We start from the raw sequence: 16,925 nt of genomic DNA, 5'->3' as shown, positions 1-16,925 counted from the left end.
AAACTTTATTTTTGATCCAGCATTTTCAAAATGAGATGGCAGCCGTATTTAGCGGCGCGCTTTCTGATTCCGGTTCTTGAGCCGGCAAAGTTAAATTCGTGCACCTCTTCTTTTCCTTCCGCCGCAATGCCGATAAAGACGCGGCCCGGCGCATGCCCTTCCTGCGGGTCGGGACCCGCCACCCCGGTAAAGCTGATGCCGATATCGCTTCCGGTCAGCTTTCTCACACCGGCTGCAAGCTCTTTCGCACACTCTTTGCTGACCGCTCCGCTTTCTGCGAGCGTCTCAGCTTTCACGCCGAGCACATGCTGTTTCACGCTGTCGGAATAACAGACAACGCCCCCTGCAAATAGTTGAGACGCACCGCTTAAATCAGTCACCCACTCTGAAAACAGGCCGCCTGTAAAGCTTTCGGCAGAAGAAATCGTAATTCCGTTTTGTCTGCATGCTTTTGAAAGCTCCTTCACCAGAGACGTATCATCATATCCGTAGAAAAATTCACCGACACGTTCTAAAATGGCGGCTTCCGTTTCTTTTAAAAGCCGTTCTGTTTCTTTTTCGTCCGCATGTTTCGCCGTTAAACGCAGCGTGACCTCTCCGTCAGCAGCGAGCGGCGCAATCGTCGGGTTCGTCTGCGCATCAATAATATCTTCTAAATCAGCTTCAAGCTGGGATTCACCGATTCCGAAAAACCGCAGCACGGTTGAAACGATTTTCTCATTAGAACCGAGCCTTTTAAGAAGCAGCGGCTTCGCTTCATTTTCAAACATCGGACGCAGCTCGCTCGGCGGCCCGGGAAGCAGCATATAAAGCCTTGAGCCGTGCTCTGCAAGCATTCCAGGCGCCATGCCGAAATGATTCGCCAAAACGTCTGAGCCCTCAATGACGAGCGCCTGTTTGCGGTTATTCGGCGACATGGTCCGTTTTGTTTTCGCGAAATATTCTTCGATCGACCGGAATGCTTCGTCATTCAGAACGAGCGGACGCCCCAGTGTGTTTGCAATGGTTTCTTTCGTCAAATCGTCCTTGGTCGGTCCGAGGCCGCCTGAAAAAATAATCAGGTCTGAGCGCTCTTCGGCAATTCGGATGACTTGCTTAAGCCGCTCCGGATTGTCACCGACAGCGGTATGATAAAACACGTTTACACCGATTTCCGCCAGCTCTTTACTGATAAACTGCGCGTTCGTATTGGCGATCTGGCCGAGCAGAAGCTCCGAACCGACTGCAATGATTTCTGCTTTTTTTGCTATTTCCATCTTTAAGTCCTTCTTTCTTAGTTAGATGTTTTTAACGCATCCCAGTTCTTCGCAAAATAATCCCAGCCGGAAATGACTGTGAAGAGCACGGCCACCCATAAAGCGATATCGCCGAACGGGAAAGAAACGAGCTCAAACGGAAGATTATGCAGCAAAAGCGCGGCAACAGCGATGATCTGAGCCCATGTTTTAATTTTCCCCAGCATATTGGCGGCTACAACTTCCCCCGTTCCCGCCAGCACAAGTCTTAATCCCGTTACGGCAAATTCGCGGCTGATGATGATGATGACCATCCACGCCGGCGCAAGGTCAAACTGCACAAGCGTAATTAATGCCGCGGACACCAGCAGTTTGTCAGCCAGCGGATCTAAAAATTTCCCGAAATTTGTCACGAGGTTCAGTTTTCTGGCATAGTAGCCATCCACCCAGTCAGTCGTTGATGCGATAATGAACAAAACAGCTCCCGTAAGATGCGCGACCGGAATCGATTCATCCCCTATATGAACGCTGCCCCACTGAAAAGGAACAAGCATGATAATCATAAATACAGGAATTAAAGCGATTCTTGCCAGTGTGATTTTATTCGGTAAGTTAAACATAAAGCCCCTCCAATATATGTACTCGGACGTGAAGAAAAAGTCATCTTAATCGTTCAGATGACTTTTCCCCTTTTATTTTTTCATCTTGATTGTGATGGTCTGCGCCATCACATCATGCGGATTGAGTTCATAGGACAGAACCTCTCCGTTGATTTTAATTTTCAGGTTAGGGGCATAGCCCGTGCGGATTTCAATCTGCTTTTGATCCGTGACGTCTTTTTTAAAGGTTTCGCCTTTTTGCAGCGTTCCTTCTTTTAAAGAACCGCCGCTGTCATCACGGACGCGGATCCATGCGCTGTCAGAAGCAATCAGTTCAAGCTTATACTTATCTGCCCCGGAGACGTTGTATGAAGAAGCCGAGCCTTCCGTTCCGGCCGCTTTGATCTCCGTCTTTTCACTGCTTTTTTCTTTCTTCTGCTCTGACGCTTTTGTGTCCTTTTTGTCTTTTTTGCTGTCAGATTGCGCTTCGTCATTTGTATTGCCGTCGTTTTTCAGCGCAGAATCCTTAGGAATCTCATACTTGCTCTCACTTTGGGTGACTGCCTTATCTCCATCTGTCTGCCCGGATTTGCTCATTCCGAGCTGAATAATCGCATAAATGATCGCGATGACGATAATGACACCGATGACGACAAGGACGGTCGGAAGCCATTCCGCCGCCTTTGAAGCGGACTTAGGAAGCTCCCTTTGCATGGCGAGACCGGAGATTTTTTCCGACACATCGTCATGGTACGTGTTAGGGATGTCTTTTTTATATTCTTCAAATAACTGATCTGAATCAAGCCCGACAGCTTCAGCGTATTGCTTGATAAACGCCCGCACATAAAAATTGCCGGGAATGACGTCATAATTGCCTTCTTCCAGAGCGGTTAAGTATCTTTTCTGAATTTTCGTCGCCGCCTGGAGTTCATCCAATGACATCCCTTTTTCCTCTCTGGCTTCTTTAAGCCGGATTGCTAATTCTGTCACAACAAACACCTTCCAATATTAAAAATCAAAGCTTGAAAAACCGGTCTGATCAAATATTTGCGGTTCTTCTGCATGTTCATATGTAATAACTTCGTCAGGATCATTTCTGAGTTCGATAATATAATCGAAATCATCGAGCGTATACTCCGAATTTTGAACAAAAATATCGGGGTGCTCCACGACCTTTGTCGCCGGAAGCCGCATAATTTCACTGACGAGCTGAAGATGGCGCTCAGATCCCCGTCTTGTCGAAACGATGCCGTCGAGGATAAACACGTTTTCCGTGCTGTATTCATCGGCAACCAGCTGGCTCCGGATCGTTTGTTTTAGCAACGTTGATGATACGAAAAGCCATCTTTTGCTGGCACAAACGCTTGACGCAACGATGGACTCCGTTTTTCCGACCCTCGGCATTCCCCGGATTCCGATCAGTTTGTGCCCTTCTTTTTTAAACAGCTCGGCCATAAAGTCAACCAGAAGACCGAGCTCGTCCCTTTCAAAACGGAAGGTTTTTTTGTCATCGGCATCACGCTGAATGTATCTTCCGTGGCGGACTGCGAGACGGTCGCGAAGCCTCGGTTCTCTCAGCTTCGTTACTTTAATGGTCTCCATTGTTTTTAAAATTGATTCCAATCGTTTAATTTGATCTATATGCCGGCATCTGAGCAGCATTCCCCTTCTGGAAAGGTCGACACCGTTAATTGTGACAATATTAATTGACAGCATCCCGAGAAGAGATGAAATATCCCCGAGCAGGCCGGGGCGGTTCACTTGAATTTCATATTCAAAATACCATTCGAGCTTTGCCAAATGATATACCCCCTCCATTGTGGCAAATTTTTACCTTCCTTTATCATAAAACATTTTTCTCTAATTAGAAAGAAGAATGTTGCTCTATAGAGGAAAACATAAAAAAAGAGAGGAGAAATCCCCCCTCTTAATGAGTGCTGTTATTTTCAACAAGCTTCACCATCATATTTGCGATGGCGCGCTGTTCATCTTCAGAAGCAACGCTCCAAAGATCAGCAAGCACTTTTTCCTGATGGTTTTTCGAGTCGACTTCGTTCGCAAGGTAACCGCCGATTTCTGTAGCGAGGTCAGTGATCGTTTCATCACTCATCCCTTTTTCCTGCGCATAGTTCAATCTGTCGCCAAGGAAATTCTTCCAATTATCCCAGTTTTCTAATACTGACATGTTGGGTTCCTCCATTTCATCTGTTGTTACAAAATTATTTTGTCCGTACAGATGCAAACTATACACACATTTTTTTCAGCAGTGCCAGCCGCCGTTTACGGATAATATATGCCCCGTAATATAGGAAGCCTTGTCCGATAATAAAAAGGCCGCCGCTTCGGCGATTTCCTCCGGCTTTGCCAGCCGGCCCGCGGGAATTTCCTCTGCCAACGCTTCTTTTTCATCAGACGTGAACTGATCAAGCATATTTGTGTCAACGGCACCCGGCGAGACCGCATTCACGCGGACGCCGCTCGGAGCAAGCTCTTTGGCAAGCGCTTTGACGAACGAATGCTGCGCTCCCTTGACCATGCTGTATAATACCTCGCACGATGCGCCTGTTTCTCCCCAGACGGAACCGATCGCGACGATGCCCCCGCTTTTTTTCCGGATCATGCCGGGCATCAGATTACGCGCCAAAAGAAACGGACTCGTTACATGCAGCTGCACCATCTCCCGCGCCGTGTCATCCGTAACGTCCGTAATCAGGCCGAAATGACTTTTGCCGCTGTTTAATATCAGAGCATCCACAGGCTGCTTAACGGAACGGCTGAGTGTCTCCGCGCCATCCGGTGAGGACAGATCCGCCTGAATAACGGAGACTTTTACGCCGAATGATGCGCTCAGCCTTTCCGCAAGCCTGTGTGCGGCTTCCTTATTAGAATGATAATGCAAGAGGACGTCATATCCGTTTTTTGCGAGGACTTCACTTATACTTTGTCCGATTCCGCCGCTTGCTCCGGTTACGAGCGCTGTCTGTTTCATCAATCAATACTCCTTCTTTCCCCAGAAAAACATCCCTCAGGGCGTGAGGGATGTTTTTGTTATGATTTTGGCACGACTTTGCAGACTGTCAGCCTGTCTTCTGATATTTCTTCTTCAATGACCCGCTTTACGTCATCCAGCGTAATCTGCTCCAGTACGGTTACGACATCAAACAGACTCATATCTAAAAAGGCGTAGCGTGTGAATTGGTTGGCGATATATTCAGGCGAATTGAGCGCTTTTAAGAATGACCCGATCTTCTTTTTTCTCGCAAGATCAAGTTTTTCCGCAGTCACGGCTGATTCTGCATCAAGCAGCATGTGTTTTAATTCGTCAGCGAGCTTATCCGGCTCCGGTGTATCTCCTCCGACAGAGGCAAAACCGAATCCGTATTCAGCCGTGTAATCGAAGCTGAAGGTCTCATCAATGTAGCCTTTGTCGTACAAGTCACCGTAATGCGGTGAGCTTTTTCCGAAGAGACATTCAAGCATGAGGTTCATGCTGAGCTCGTGCTTTAACAGCTCCCGCCCCGTTTTATAAGGGTCTTTCGCCTTTAAACCGACAAGACATTTTGAGCCTTGCACGTTCATTTTTAATTCCTGCTCCCGGCGGAAAACCGCTTCCTGCTCCTGAACTTCTTCACGTTTGATTTCGGGCTGGTCTGTAAACGGCTTTTTCTCCTGGTTTTCCCGCACCTGGCTGATGACCGCTTCAGGATCTACGGGACCGACGATAAAGAGCAGCATATTGCTCGGGTGATAAAACGTTTCATAGCACTCATACAGCAGATCTTTCGTAATATGAGAGATGCTCTCCACCGTTCCGGCAATGTCAATTTTCACGGGGTGGTCTTTATACATATTTTCGATAAGGCCGAAAAACAGCCGCCAATCCGGATTATCATCATACATATTGATTTCCTGGCCGATGATGCCTTTTTCTTTTTCAACTGATTTTTCCGTGAAATACGGGTCCTGAACAAAATCTACGAGTGTTTCCAGGTTTTTCTCCACATTAGAAGTGCTGGAGAACAGATAAGCGGTTCGTGTAAATGATGTAAAGGCATTTGCCGACGCCCCCTGCTTACTGAAGTCCTGAAACACGTCGCCGTCCGCTTTTTCAAACAGTTTATGCTCCAGAAAATGCGCGATTCCGTCAGGGACGTGTACCATTTCTTCCTTATTTAAAGGAACGAATTGATTGTCAATGGAACCGTACTTTGTCGTAAACACAGCGTATGTTTTATTAAAGCCCTGTTTCGGCAGCACATAGACATCAAGGCCGTTTGCCATTTTTTCATGATACAGCGTTTCCTGAAGCTGTTCGAAGTTTATCGGTTTAGTCAAGATGCTCCCCCCGTCCCTTTTAAGAAATAAGTCGTATCCAGCTTAATGTTCTTTCCGACATTGATAATGTCCTCTTTTGTCACTTTCTCGATATTGTCAAGGAATCTTTCGATCGGTATCTCTACTTGGGCTGAGGCCTGCTGATACAGAAATTCCGCTAAGCCGTATGCCGTATCAATGGTTTCTAATACTTGATTTTTAATAACGGCTTTCGTTTGGGCGATATCATCTTCTGAAAAGTCACCGTTTTGCATAGCCTGAAACTGTTCTTCAATGATGGTGACGGCCTGCTTGTAATTTTTCACCTCAATGCCCGACATGACCATCAAAAGCCCTTTGAAGCTTTCCACCCTTGAGGCTGCATAATAGGCGAGGCTCGCTTTTTCACGGACATTTATAAACAGCTTTGAATGAGAGAAACCTCCGAACAGCCCGTTAAACACCTGCAATGCCGGATAATCCGGATCTGTATATGTCGTATTGGTCCGGAATCCGATATTCAGCTTGCCCTGCTTGACGTCCTCTTCATCAATGACTTCCTTCGGATCGGGCTGTTCATTCGCCGCGCTTCTTTCAAAAGGCTGCAGCTCCCGTTCTTCCGTTTTAAAATACGTATCAACGGCCGTTTTCACCTGATCAGTATCAACATCGCCGATGACGTACAGGTCCAGCTGATCTTCGCGTATGGCTTTTTGATAGGCTTCATACAAATCTTGCGGTGTAATGTGTTCAACATCATCGAACTCGCCGTTGACGTGAAGGGCATACGGTTCGCTTTTGCACATTTCCTGAACGAGACGCAGATTAGAATATCTCATCTTATCATCATATACGGCTTGAATCCGCTGTTTCAGCGTCCGTTTTTCCTGCGTGACATAAAGGGGCAGGAAGGCGCCGTTTTCCAAAGCGGGCGAAAAGACAAGCTCTGATAAAAGCTGAAGGCCTTTTTCCAATAACGGTGTGCGGTCCTTCAGATACTTTTCATTAGGAATCTCAAGTCTGAACGTAATGACATGACGTTCTCCCTTTTTTGTCAGATCAGCTGAAACGGATGTGCCGTACAGTTCATCAAAATAAGACCGCAGATCAGCGGTTTTCGGGCGGCTTTCTGTTCCGCGCAGAAGCACATGCGGAAACAGCGCCCTTTTTGTTACAAGCTCTTTCGTTAAAGGAGCCAGCATTTTAAACGTCAGCGAAACGGTTTTAAATTTCTCGGTCTTTACGATGTGGGCGGTGATCCCGCCGTGCTTTGACTTCATTTCATTTACGTAAGTCATGTGAAACCTCCTTCGTTCATTCTTTCATAGTATGTATTATGACCAAATTTCAGCATTCGCAAAAAAGAGTACGCAGATGTAATTATATCAACTGGAGGATTTATAAGGAAACAAAAAACCTCTGCCCGAAAACAGGCAGAGGCATTGAACGTTATTTTTTCAAATTGAAAGGCCACCAGTTGGCTCTTCCGAATATTTTCACCATGACCGGTACAAAAAACGGAAGGACGACAATTGCGTACATGAGAAGGCCTGTTAATACCACGGTTGCAATCTGTAATAAGGAAAGAACGCCTGACGGCAGCATGGCCGCAAAGGTTCCCGCTAAAATAATGGCCGCAGAAATGATGACGGAACCCATATTTTTCATACTGCTGATCATTGCGGGTTCCGTTCCTTCTTTTTTAAGCTCATTAAAGCGGTCCATTAAAAAGATGGAATAATCCACGCCTAGAGCCATCAAAATGACAAAGCCGAAGAACGGCACGGCCCAGTTTACGCCCGGATACCCGAAGAAGTGTGTAAAGATGTATTCCGTCACGCCGATGGATGCGAAATACGTCAGTACGAGCGACGCCACTAAATAAACAGGCATAATGAGGGAGCGCAGCATCACGATGAGAATCAGAAAAATTCCCGCCAGCATAAACATGGCCGTCCGTTTGAAGTCTGAATCCGATACTTCCTTCAGATCGGCATTCATGCTGGAGACTCCCGAAACGCCGAAGGAAGCATTCTTCAGATCCGTGTTCGGAATGGCCCTTTTTACGCTCGCTTTGATCGCTTGAATATCTTGAATGGCCGTATTTGAGTAAGGATTGTTATCAAGAACGACGGTCAATTCTGTCGTTTTTCTGTCATCTGACATGTACGTATTAAACACGCTTGTGAAATCACTGTTTGTCAACGCGTCTTTCGGCACAAACCAGCCTGTCATTTCTTTGTCTGACGCCTTGTGAAGCTCACCCAGGTAATCATTCGCCCCCATCATGCCGCTTGATACTTTCTTAAGCCCTTTTACACTGTCGTTAAGGCCGGAAGAAAGTTCGCTGAGCCGGGAAGAAAAATCACCGAGACCGCTCTTCATTTTTTTCTGGCCCTCGGCGAGCTGTCCTGCCGCCGATTCAAGGCGCGGCATTTGTCCTGCGAGAGCCCCCTGTCCGTCTGACACTTGCTGCAGACCGTTTTCAATACTGGTCAGACCGTTGATCATTGCGTTAATTTGAGTGTCAATCTTCTTCTGAGCGGCTGCCAGTCGGGCAAATTGTTTTTCCGCTTGCTGCAGATGAGCCTTTTGACTGTCGACCTGTTTAGAAAACGCTTCTGCATCCGCGTTTGCCTTGGAAACGGCTGACTGTACACCCGTAAAGGCCGATTTGATTTCTTGGTAAGAGGGATCGGTTTTGACTGACGGTATTGACGCTTCCAATTTTGCAAACGGCAGCCGGGCAAGCTGCTTGTTCAAATCGGCAAGCTGTCTGCTGGCTTCATCTTTCATCGGCAGGACGGTTTTTACCAATTTTAAAGCGTTTTGCGTTTCTGAAGCGAGACCGCTGTTTTGTTTGAGCTGTGAAGTCAGCATTTGTTTTTGCTCTTCAATCCGCTTTCTCATCTGGGCGACGCCGGCTTTATTCTCGTTCACGCCAGCCTGCAGTTTATTCAGGTTTTCTCCTATATCAGAAAGCCCGGATTTCAGAGACAATGTTCCGTCAATAAGCTGATTGACGCTTTTGCCCGACTCTTCGATCTGCGGCTGTGAATCAGCTAACGACTTTGCGGCATGCCCTAATCCATCCGTGATTTTTTCAAGTCCTGTATTGCCTTTATCAAGCCCTTCTTGAAGCTGCTTTGCCTGATTTGTGACAAATAATTGATTCAATCCGTTTCCAGCGGGGCGCGTGGCGCTTCTGACCGTTTTTACACCCTCTGTTTTTTCAAGTTCTCTGCTGATTTTTTCGATATCAATCAGATGTTTTTCGGTATTTAATGTCTCATCATTTTTGATGACGACTGTGGCCGGAAGAAGTTCTCCCGGGCCGAATGCGTCTGAAATCTTATTAAACGCGCGGACGGATTCATATTTATCCCCGATTTCGTCAAGACTGTTGTAAGACAGCGACCCTTTGTAAAGAAGGATAGGCGGGACGGTGAATACCGCAACGATTGCAAGACTGATGAGCGGCCTTTTAAATGAAAACCGCCCTGACGTTTCCCATGCTTTGCTTTGAGGATGGGAAATATCGCCCTTAACAGGCCAAAACAGGCTTTTTCCTAAAACAGCCATAAAAAACGGCACGATCGTCATGAGCGCAAGCAGGAGCACCGCGACACCGACCGCAACGGCCGCTGCCGACTGATACAGCTTAAATGTCGCAAATCCGATGCAGGCAAATCCGATCAGCACCGCACCGCCGCTGTACAAAACCGTCTTTCCGGCCGTTTTGTAGGTGACGACGATCGCTTCTCTTATATCAGCGCCATGCGACAGTTCTTCTTTAAATCTGCTGAGAAGCAGAATGCAGTAGTCTGTGCCGATCCCGAACATAATCGCAACCATAAAAATCTGCGTAAAAGTTGAGAGCGGAAAATTCAGCTGATCGACTAAAAATGCGACAATCGACTGGCTGACTAAATAAGATATCAATACTGATAAAAGCGGCACGAACGGAGCGACCACTGACCGAAATACAAGGATCAGCACGATCAGGATAAAAGCGACCGTTATATATTCAGTCTTTTTCAAGCCGTCCTGTGAGCTTTTTAACACATCTTCGTCGATCAGCGATTGGCCTGTAATGCCGTATGATACGCCGTACGGTTTCAGCTGTTTATCAATTTTATTTTTTATTTCGATGATATCGTTTTTGGATGTATCAAGCTGCAGCTGAACGAGCATCGTTTGTCTGTCTTTTGAGAGCAGCTGTTTTTTAATGTCGTCATTTTTCTCCCCGAAGTATGAAGTCACCGTTTTAATCTGAAGCGCTTTTTTATGTTCAGACAAAGTGCTGACGGCTTCTTCCAGACGATTTTTTTTGTCTGTCATTAAGCCTTTTTCGTGAAATACGATGACGGCAGAAGAAGACGGTGCATCTGAATCAGACATTTCATCAAGCAATTCATGGGCGTAAGAAGAGGAATATCCGTCCGGTACGGAAATCTGCCCTTTCTCCCGTGTCAATTCAGCCATATCAGGCGCTGTAAGCATAAATATCACCGTTGCGGCGACCCACACCGCGGCGATGATCCAGCGGGCTCGGATAATGTTTTTCATTATGTCTGCTGATCCTCCTCAGTCATCATCAATCGATATAATTTTTCATATGTATTTACGAACATCTCCGCCTCGTCTTCATCAAAATACATAATATATGAACGGACGAGTTCCTCAATCCGCCGCTCCACACGGTGAAATACTTCCGTCCCCTTTTCCGTGACATTTAAAAGTATGCTCCGGCGGTCGCTTTGGCTGCGTTCTCTATTGATGTAGCCTTTTTCATACAGGCGGTTCGTCATAGATGTAATGGCGCTTTTATTGACGTGGCACACCGCGGCCAGTTCAATTGATTTGCAATCGGGATTGAGCATAATATAGCGGAGGATGTAATATTGATCCAATGTCAGTTCTTTGTTCACTTTTTCAGCGATAATGCTGTCAATTTTTTTTAAGACGTGCAGGTATACATCGGAATAACGCTGAATCAGCTGCTTTACTTTTTCTTCATGCACCTTTTCCCCCTCCTTCCGGTAGTTAATATGTTTAACTATTAAAAAGGATAACGACTTGACGGTATCATGTCAATCTTCAAAATAAAATAAAAAAAGACAGTGCAGATTACACCGTCTTTAATGATTCCTTTTTTTCTTTTGCTTGTGATGAGATATTTAACAGCGCTAAAAATACAGACACAATGCCGCAAAAAGCGGATAAAATAAAAATCAGCCAGCCTGCATTTGACATCAGGGCAGCAAAGATCGGCGGTCCCGCCGCTACTCCGATAAACCGCATGCTGTTATAAAATGAGGTGATGGTTCCCGATTCCTCGTTGTCTACGCCTTCTGTGATGACAGCGTCTAAAGCCGGCAATGCCATTCCGATACCGATACCGCTGACACACAAAAAGATAAATAATAAATAAAAACTGTGATTCCACCATAGGCCGATAAACGACAGTGTCACGGCACTCATTCCGAAAACGATGCAAAACTTCATTTTGCCTTGGTCTTTTCCGATTTTCCTGCCTGCTATATATGAACTGACGGATAGAAATAAAAGCGGGATTGCCAAAAGCGCTCCTTTAGCCACACCGTCAATGCCGTATTTCTTCTCCAGTGAGTCTGATAAATAAAAAAGAACCCCGAACAGCAAAAACATAATCACGCAGCCGATGATAAAAACCGTAAAGAGCCAGCGTCCGTCACGCTTAAATATGCGGCCGACATTTTTCACAAATTCGGAAATAGAAGGCGCTTCTTTTTGTTCCTCCGGCTTTGCCACCAAAAACAATACGAGAAAAAAACTGATGAGCGAAAAAAACGGAATGAACCAAAATGGCATAAACCAAAACCATGCAGCCAAGAGCGAACCGAGAATCGGGCTTATTACTTTCCCGGCAGTGTTAGACGTCTCAATATCGCCGAGCCCCGCGGTAATCCGCTCATCATCCCCTTTGAATAAATCACCGATAAACGGCATCACTACAGGAGCCGCTCCTGCCGAACCGATTCCCTGCAGCACCCGCCCCGCCAAGATAATGGGATAAGGATGCTTGAACGCGGTGGAAGCTATCGCGGCAAGCGCTCCGCCCGCACCGGCTATGAGAAGACAAGGCAGAAGAACCTTTTTTCTTCCGAATTTATCGGACAGATATCCGGCAATCGGAATACAAATAATCGCCACAATCGAATAGACCGTTATAATTAACGATACTTGAAAAGACGATATGGACAGCTTCTTTTCAATCATCGGAAGCACAGGAATCAGCATGGAATTCCCGAGTGTCATCACGAGCGGTACAGAAGCCAGAGCAATGATATTTTTCGTTCCATTTTTCTTCTTACTCAACTTATTCACCCATTCACTATACTTGGTTGTTTCCTGTTTTATTGTGCCTTGCAGAAAACAAAGTATGTACTGAAACGGCAAATAAAAAAACAGACACATGACGCGTCTGTCTTAAAAACGTTTTCTTACAACATGAAAACTGAACTTATCAGCCCGGAAATAATTTAATGAATACAGCACAGGTTCATCATTCTGATTATAGTGGGTTTGCTTCAGCAATAAAAGCGCCGTCTCCGGCTCGCATTCCAAAACCGGTGAAATCGTATCGTGATATCCGATCGGTTCGATATCAGCAACGGCATAGCTGATCAAAGATCCGGAGTTTTTTTCCAAAAGATCAAAAATAGATTCCTGTTCATGACAGAAAGAATTCGGCAGAATGTGCATCGGAATCGTATCTAAACAGTAAACGACCGGAGTGCCGCTTGCCGTTCTCACGCGTTCCACATAAAAAAGCTCCTGCTCAGGCTCAAGCCGGAATCTAGCGATATCTTCATCAGACGGCGTGATGACCTGAGACGACAAAAAAATCGTACCCGGTACCATGTTCGCCTGCTGAATCGTTTTCGTCACGCTGTTGAGCTGTTCAATACCTGAAAGAAACAGCGGTTTTGTATGGACGAAAGTGCCCACACCGTGCCTTCTGATAATCACATGCTCCTCTTCAAGGATACGCAAAGCTTCACGCAGAGTTGCCCGGCTGACACCCATTGATTTTGAAAGCTCAAATTCAGAAGGAAGCTTTTCCTTTTCGGTGTAAATTCCGTTTTGTATATCCTCTTTGATTCGCTCAATCACTTTTAGATACAAGTGACGATTGTCAGCTTTTGTAGACATGTTTCCCCTCCGTAAACCACTTTCATAAATTATTGAACAATTGGGACAACTATATCATGTTTTGATAAAAAAATAAATAGGAATGATTTTGGTGATATCATTTTCAGTGAAAACTCTCTCCTTTTTAAGAAGAGAGCTCATCATATTGTTCCTTAGATAATAGTACTTCCCTCGGTTTGCTTCCTTCATACGGTCCGACGACGCCCCGTTCCTCCATTGCGTCAATCAGACGGGCAGCTCTCGTATATCCGATTCTGAACCGCCTTTGAAGCATGGAGACTGATGCCGTCTGCATGCCGATAATCAAATCGACCGCTTCGTCATAGAGATCATCCGTTACTTCACTGTGTGTTTCCGAAACTTCTTCCGGAATCATCTCTTCTTGGTACTGCGCTTTTTGCTGCGTAATGACATGATCAACGACATGCTCAACCTCTTCATCGGATAAGAATGCCCCTTGCACACGCACCGGCTTATTTGCGCCTACAGGCAGAAACAGCATGTCTCCGCGCCCCAGAAGCTTTTCAGCGCCGCCCATGTCTAAAATTGTCCGTGAATCGGTCTGAGATGAGACACTGAAGGCGATTCTTGACGGGATGTTGGCTTTAATAACACCGGTAATAACGTCGACTGAAGGCCGCTGTGTCGCGATAATCAAATGAATTCCCGCCGCCCGCGCCATCTGTGAAAGTCTCGTAATTGAATCTTCCACGTCGGAAGAAGCGACCATCATCAGATCGGCAAGCTCGTCAACGATGACGACGATGTATGGCAGCTCAGGCTGCTTGACTTCTTCTTCGGCATTTGACCGCTTAATATGATCGTTATAGCCTTCTATATTTCTCGTACCCGTATGGGAGAACAGCTCATAGCGGCGCTCCATCTCATTGACGACCTTTTTCAAAGCCTGCGAGGCCTTTTTCGGATCTGTCACGACCGGCGCAAGCAGATGAGGAATGCCGTTATACACATTCAGCTCAACCATTTTTGGGTCAATCATCATCATCTTCACTTCATGCGGTTTGGCCCTCATCAGAATGCTCGTAATAATACCGTTGACACAGACGCTTTTTCCGCTTCCCGTTGCCCCCGCTACGAGCAGGTGGGGCATTTTGTTCAGTTCGGCAAGCACGGCTTCCCCGGAAATATTTCGTCCCAAGCCGATCAGAAGCTTCGCATCCGGCTTGTCATTGAGCTTGGATTCAAGCACTTCTTTTAACGAAACCATCGCAACTTCAGCATTGGGCACCTCGATGCCGATTGCCGATTTACCCGGAATCGGCGCTTCGATCCGGATATCCTTCGCGGCAAGCGCGAGCGCGAGGTCATCGCTCAGATTCACGATTTTACTGACTTTGACCCCGACGTCCGGATACACCTCATATTTTGTGACCGCCGGACCGAGATGAACCTGCGTCACTTTCGCCTTTACGCCGAAGCTTTGAAAAGTCCGTTCGAGTTTTCTTGCATTCTCGTAAATGTTTTTCTTATCGGTCTGCTGGCCGGTATGTTTCGGGTCAGCCAGTATGTCCAATGAAGGCATTTGATAATCTTTATTTTCAAGCTCTGTAAACGTCATCGGCGGAGCCGCAGCCGTTTCGCCACTGTCTTGAGCGCCGCCGGAAGGCTCATCTTTTGCCGCTTGTGCAGCCTCCTGCGTTTTTTCCGGAATCAGCGGTTCGGCGGGCTCTTCCTGACGGTCTGAAAAGCTTGAAATAATCGGCTCTGAATGGATGATCGGCGAAATGATTTCCTCATCCTCTTCCTCCGGTTCAGGCTCTTCTTTTTTCTTTTGAACCCGTTTTTGTTTTTTGCCCGATTTTGTTTTTGTTTTCGGCGAAGACATATTCGTTCTGACCGTCTTCATATCCTCAAGAAATGCCTGCCATTGACCGCGGATAAACCGGCCGACGGGGCTCGTCCACTTTTTGAGCGTTTCCTGCAGTGAACGGCCCGTTACAAGAATCAGCCCCATTAAGATCAGCACGATCGCCATGATCTGTGAACCCGTTGATGCAAATAAAAAGTGGGAAGCTGCAAACAGTACCGCGCCGATCATGCCGCCGCCCAAATCAGGGGAAGCAGCCTGCTGTTTCATGTCAATCATAAACAGCTCCCACGTGTTGCCGATGACACTTGCCGACCGAATCGACCCGTGATGAGACAGATTTTTAAAGAGCTGCACGTGAGACAGCAGCAATATACTGGCGATAATACAGTACAGCCCTGTCTTTCTTCTCGTTAAAAGGCTTGGACTCTTCTTTTTCCAAAACAGCGAAATTCCGAGAAGGAAGAGCGCAATTAAGCATAAAATAAACCACTCTCCGGCAAAAAAACGGAACAAGTACACAAATGTCTGTCCCACAACGCCGAGCTGCAAAACAGCAATAATTGAGATTGCAACACAGAGCAGTCCGCTTAGTTCGTATTTTAGATTGAGCTTACTCTCTTGTTTCTTTTTAGATTTCCGTTTTTTCTTTGCCACACTCATCACCTTACTGCGTTAAAAAATGTAAAATCATACATCATGAAGAAAAGCAGCCTTTTGCCGGCTGCATTTTTCTGTAGGATTCCCCTATTATAGCATATTTTGCCCCCGAGAAACGGACTGAATGCCGGTTAGATTTTCAGCTTGATTTTTTGTCCCGGAGCGATGTCCGGATTCAAGAAATCCATCGGGTTCGTACTTAAAATCTGTACGACTTCAGCTTCATTTCCCTTCATCTCAACTAGCAGCGGCACGCCGGCGTAATCTACCTGTTCATGCACGCTTTGCTCTATATCCTGACCGTAAACGACTTCTTGGGGCATGACGGTATAAAGGATCATTGAATCATCCTTCCTTCCTCGCTCTTTCGTTCCTCAATCAGCTGATTCAGCTTTTTTATCGCCTGTCCGACGCCGCCCACGGCATCAATTAATCCGTAATCAGCCGCATCTTTCCCGACTACGTTCGTCCCGATGTCCCTGGTTAAGTTTCCTTTTGAAAACATCAGCTCTTTGAATTTTTCTTCGGAAATATTTGAATGATGGGTCACAAAGTTGACGACCCGCTCCTGCATTTTGTCCAAGTATTCAAATGTTTGCGGAACCCCGATAACCAGACCTGTAAGCCGAACGGGGTGAATGGTCATAGTCGCTGTTTCCGCGATAAAACTATGATCACATGACACGGCGATCGGCACACCTATCGAGTGTCCCCCGCCGAGTACGATTGAGACGGTCGGTTTTGATAAGGATGCGAGCATTTCCGCAATCGCAAGCCCCGCTTCCACATCGCCTCCGACGGTGTTTAAGATGATCAGAAGTCCTTCGATTTTCGGATTTTGCTCAATGGCGACGATTTGCGGAATGACGTGTTCATATTTGGTTGTTTTATTTTGCGGCGGGAGCTGGACGTGCCCCTCAATTTGGCCGATGATCGTCAGGCAGTGAATATTGCTATCTTGGGACATTTGCGGCAGAGATGTCTCTCCCAGCTGCTGAATTTTGCTCATAATGCTGTCTTTCGCATCTGATTTTTCGGGCTGCTGTTCTTCGGTGTTTTCCATACGATGATCCATTTTATCTTTCACCCTTT

General features: G+C 46.4%; 15 protein-coding genes. All 15 read right to left on the bottom strand.

Annotated elements, in window-relative coordinates; translation table 11 throughout:
* Positions 1-5 precede the first annotated feature (5 nt).
* On the bottom strand, positions 6-1,256 hold the full coding sequence (locus NYE68_RS09285; protein ID WP_015417497.1) for a competence/damage-inducible protein A: 1,251 nt from the start codon (positions 1,254-1,256) through the stop codon (positions 6-8).
* Positions 1,257-1,273: 17 nt separating this feature from the next.
* Entirely contained in the window at positions 1,274-1,855 is a 582-nt protein-coding gene (gene pgsA, locus NYE68_RS09280) for a CDP-diacylglycerol--glycerol-3-phosphate 3-phosphatidyltransferase (RefSeq protein WP_007409821.1), read from the bottom strand.
* A 72-nt stretch (positions 1,856-1,927) separates the two neighbouring features.
* Entirely contained in the window at positions 1,928-2,824 is an 897-nt protein-coding gene (locus NYE68_RS09275) for a RodZ domain-containing protein (RefSeq protein ID WP_007409820.1), read from the bottom strand.
* 18 nt (positions 2,825-2,842) lie between these two features.
* Complete coding sequence (locus NYE68_RS09270) at positions 2,843-3,634, bottom strand: YmfK family protein (RefSeq protein ID WP_007409819.1); 792 nt, start codon at positions 3,632-3,634, stop codon at positions 2,843-2,845.
* 127 nt (positions 3,635-3,761) lie between these two features.
* Entirely contained in the window at positions 3,762-4,019 is a 258-nt protein-coding gene (locus tag NYE68_RS09265; protein WP_003154150.1) for a DUF3243 domain-containing protein, read from the bottom strand.
* A gap of 75 nt (positions 4,020-4,094) precedes the next feature.
* On the bottom strand, positions 4,095-4,823 hold the full coding sequence (locus NYE68_RS09260) for an SDR family oxidoreductase (protein ID WP_324635845.1): 729 nt from the start codon (positions 4,821-4,823) through the stop codon (positions 4,095-4,097).
* Positions 4,824-4,882: 59 nt separating this feature from the next.
* On the bottom strand, positions 4,883-6,169 hold the full coding sequence (locus NYE68_RS09255; RefSeq protein ID WP_064107824.1) for a pitrilysin family protein: 1,287 nt from the start codon (positions 6,167-6,169) through the stop codon (positions 4,883-4,885).
* Entirely contained in the window at positions 6,166-7,446 is a 1,281-nt protein-coding gene (locus NYE68_RS09250) for a pitrilysin family protein (protein ID WP_012117578.1), read from the bottom strand. Before NYE68_RS09250 ends, NYE68_RS09255 begins: the two co-directional genes overlap by 4 nt.
* Before the next feature lie 151 nt (positions 7,447-7,597).
* Positions 7,598-10,717 carry an MMPL family transporter gene (locus NYE68_RS09245; protein WP_324635846.1) on the bottom strand — a complete coding sequence of 1,040 codons (3,120 nt, stop codon included), beginning with the start codon at positions 10,715-10,717 and terminating at the stop codon, positions 7,598-7,600.
* On the bottom strand, positions 10,717-11,172 hold the full coding sequence (locus NYE68_RS09240) for a MarR family transcriptional regulator (RefSeq protein ID WP_003154157.1): 456 nt from the start codon (positions 11,170-11,172) through the stop codon (positions 10,717-10,719). Before NYE68_RS09240 ends, NYE68_RS09245 begins: the two co-directional genes overlap by 1 nt.
* Before the next feature lie 106 nt (positions 11,173-11,278).
* Positions 11,279-12,508, bottom strand: coding sequence for an MFS transporter (locus tag NYE68_RS09235; protein ID WP_007409814.1), 1,230 nt, complete (start codon positions 12,506-12,508; stop codon positions 11,279-11,281).
* Between the two features lie 111 nt (positions 12,509-12,619).
* Positions 12,620-13,345 (bottom strand): GntR family transcriptional regulator, encoded by a 726-nt coding sequence (locus NYE68_RS09230; protein WP_324635847.1) that lies wholly within the window; start codon positions 13,343-13,345, stop codon positions 12,620-12,622.
* A 124-nt stretch (positions 13,346-13,469) separates the two neighbouring features.
* Positions 13,470-15,830: a DNA translocase FtsK gene (locus tag NYE68_RS09225; RefSeq protein ID WP_324635848.1), complete on the bottom strand. Its 2,361-nt coding sequence runs from the start codon at positions 15,828-15,830 to the stop codon at positions 13,470-13,472.
* A gap of 134 nt (positions 15,831-15,964) precedes the next feature.
* Positions 15,965-16,174 (bottom strand): YlzJ-like family protein, encoded by a 210-nt coding sequence (locus NYE68_RS09220; protein WP_003154161.1) that lies wholly within the window; start codon positions 16,172-16,174, stop codon positions 15,965-15,967.
* Positions 16,171-16,908, bottom strand: coding sequence for a ClpP family protease (locus NYE68_RS09215; RefSeq protein ID WP_015417490.1), 738 nt, complete (start codon positions 16,906-16,908; stop codon positions 16,171-16,173). Before NYE68_RS09215 ends, NYE68_RS09220 begins: the two co-directional genes overlap by 4 nt.
* Positions 16,909-16,925 lie beyond the last annotated feature (17 nt).

Source organism: Bacillus sp. FSL R5-0447 (assembly GCF_038606125.1).
Taxonomy (GTDB): Bacteria; Bacillota; Bacilli; order Bacillales; family Bacillaceae; genus Bacillus; species Bacillus velezensis.
The sequence above is the reverse complement of the archived record's forward strand: the minus strand, read 5'-3'. Positions and strand labels throughout refer to the sequence as shown.